Annotated in this window: 4 protein-coding genes; 1 reads left to right on the forward strand and 3 read right to left on the reverse strand. The window is 39.7% G+C overall.

Translation table 11 applies throughout. The features are described 5' to 3' along the window. Positions 1–505 precede the first annotated feature (505 nt). Positions 506–724, reverse strand: coding sequence for a hypothetical protein (locus tag V6C71_20930; GenBank protein ID HEY9770924.1), 219 nt, complete (start codon positions 722–724; stop codon positions 506–508). A 155-nt stretch (positions 725–879) separates the two neighbouring features. Between V6C71_20930 and V6C71_20935 the strand changes: the two genes are divergently transcribed. Then, a complete protein-coding gene (locus tag V6C71_20935) occupies positions 880–1,167 on the forward strand; it encodes a hypothetical protein (GenBank protein HEY9770925.1) in 288 nt (95 codons plus the stop codon). On the opposite strand, the gene V6C71_20940 is transcribed toward V6C71_20935, so the two are convergent. Further along, positions 1,150–1,749, reverse strand: a complete 600-nt coding sequence (locus V6C71_20940; GenBank protein ID HEY9770926.1) for a hypothetical protein — start codon at positions 1,747–1,749, stop codon at positions 1,150–1,152. The two genes, V6C71_20935 and V6C71_20940, sit on opposite strands and share 18 nt — an antisense overlap. Before the next feature lie 4 nt (positions 1,750–1,753). Continuing rightward, positions 1,754–2,050 (reverse strand): HNH endonuclease, encoded by a 297-nt coding sequence (locus V6C71_20945; protein HEY9770927.1) that lies wholly within the window; start codon positions 2,048–2,050, stop codon positions 1,754–1,756. Positions 2,051–2,268 lie beyond the last annotated feature (218 nt).

Genomic DNA, 2,268 nt, shown 5'->3' on the forward strand with positions numbered 1-2,268 from the left:
ATCTCTTTTTTGGAGTTTCAGGAAAAATATCTTCAAACAACTTCCATTCGAGATTGCTTAAACCTTCAAAACGCCCTGCCATTTTACCCTCCTAGTTTAAGGGTATAATATCATCAATTTAGATTTTAGTGGGATAGGTTCTGTCGATCTAACTGAAGCAAAAGATCAGACTCGGTTTTTTGAATTACTGAAGAAAAGACCAGAGACAGATGAAGAATGGGATGAACTAATAGATGCTTGGGAATCTGGATTTGAGAATCAATCAAATGTCGATCTGGAAACTATTTTAGAGTTATTCTGGTCAGACTTAGAAAGAGACGCAATGAACTCATGAAAACGATTGACAGATTGAAAAGTTTCCTCAAACAGCAGGCTGAATTCAGAATAAAAATAAGCTCTAATCTTAATTGGAAATATAAAGGAGAAGGCTTTTCACTGCTGAAAAGAAGGTTTGCCAGAGGCGATCGCCTAAACGTAAATTGGCTTTTTGATTAATCAAACTCTTTTACTTATCTAGATCGGCAATCATGCTACCGCCAGGAATATGGGCGGTAATATTTTGTTCGTGGGCGAGTTTATTTTCTACTTCTTGCTCATAGGTAAACTCTTGCTCCATCTGTGCTGCATCTTCCGAGTTTTCCTTTTGAGCTTCTCTTTCCATAATGTCGGAAGGTTGCTTTGCATCTGTGAAATCGATAAGTCGATCGGGTTTTTGCTCGTTCATGTCTAAGATAGTTAATGCTTCACTTTACAGTATCGAAAAAGCTTCAATTGTATTAATCCTTCTAAAGAAAGAAAAAAGTAAAAGTCTCAACCGAATTAGAATATTAGTAACATCTACAACAATATTTATTCGCTCGAAGTTTTCACGGTTCTGCTATGAATATTGAAGAATTTATACAGCAAAATTCCCAACCAATAAAAAGTTATCCCCTTGCACTTCAGGCGTTATGGCACGACTACCAAGGTGATTGGCAGAAATCTCATAGATTAATCGACCATGAGAGCGATCGCGATTGTGCCTGGGTTCATGCCTACTTACATCGAGTTGAAGGAGATTTAGGGAATGCTCGTTATTGGTATCGCCGTAGCGGTAAACCAGAATCAAAACTGAGTTTGACCGAAGAAAGGCAGCAGATAGCCGAGGCTTTATTGATAGGGGTTTGATCTTTGTTTATATGGTTCAAAACAGTAATATTTGGGTTGTGAATCCAATCTAACGTGAAGCCAATGAACTCCTAGTCCCGATGTACTCACCCAGATAGGTTGCTCGTTAAGCCTCTGTTGTAGCTCACGCCCGACAGTTTGCCACAGTAGATGCTGCTGAGATTCGGGTGCATTTCGGACAAAATTCGCCAAATGAGTACTCTCAGGTATATCAGTAATGGGACAAGGCACGACTAATAAAGCATCGTTTCCTAGATTGGGAAAGGTTATAACTTCAGATGTTGCCGATTCAAAATGTTGTCTGAAGTCGCTGGGGTCTGGTTCTAGATCGGCTAATTTGGGACTATCAATCAGGACAAATTCAAATTCTCGCTCTACAGTAGATTTAGTAACTGGTGGTGTTTCCCAGAAATAAGCTGTCATGGGCGTGTCGGCTAATAAAGAGATAAAAAAATCTCGAAAGTTATTATCCCGCTGCCATAGCTCGATTACTTCTGAGTAAGTTATTTGCTTGTCGCCTGTGAAGATAGAAATTTTATGAATGCGGTCGTCATTAATTAGTTCGCGCTTGGGTTTCCACATATTGCTAGAATAATTTCAATTGCCCAGGACTAACTGGACTATACCTATCTCTATGTAAACTCAAATGACAGACTGCACAGACAGACAGCAGATTAGCTAATCGATTATCGCTCGTGTCATGGTTGCGATGATGCACCTGCAAAATATCCGCCGTCCACTCTGAACGGGTTAGATTCTCTGGTTTCTCTCCTGGCTCATAACATTTTTTTCCGCAGCAACTACATCGCCATCGTGCAGCTTCTTTTACTTTCAATGCTAGGCTGTTCCAATTATTGGGGTAGAAACTAGGGTTTACAGGCATCTTAAAGAGCGCTCGCTATGAATGAAGTTATTCTATCGTAGAGTAGCGATCTCACTTCACAACAAAATGTTAATTTGAATTAAACCAATAACATCGACTTGAAAGAGGACACTGTAGACATTTAGGATTTCTAGCAGTACAAACTTTAGCTCCAAAGTCCAGTAAAGTTAGATTCCAACGTCCCACTTCCGATTGGGGTGCAATTATTTCTGCTGCAT

It is taken from the genome of Coleofasciculaceae cyanobacterium (assembly GCA_036703275.1).
In the GTDB taxonomy this organism is placed as follows: domain Bacteria; phylum Cyanobacteriota; class Cyanobacteriia; order Cyanobacteriales; family Xenococcaceae; genus Waterburya.

What these genes read in the sequence shown, in the direction of transcription:
- V6C71_20930 (HEY9770924.1), bottom strand. Translation starts at nt 724, where the DNA reads ATGAACGAGCAAAAACCCGATCGACTTATCGATTTCACAGATGCAAAG.
- V6C71_20935 (HEY9770925.1), top strand. Translation starts at nt 880, where the DNA reads ATGAATATTGAAGAATTTATACAGCAAAATTCCCAACCAATAAAAAGT.
- V6C71_20940 (HEY9770926.1), bottom strand. Translation starts at nt 1,749, where the DNA reads ATGTGGAAACCCAAGCGCGAACTAATTAATGACGACCGCATTCATAAA.
- V6C71_20945 (HEY9770927.1), bottom strand. Translation starts at nt 2,050, where the DNA reads ATGCCTGTAAACCCTAGTTTCTACCCCAATAATTGGAACAGCCTAGCA.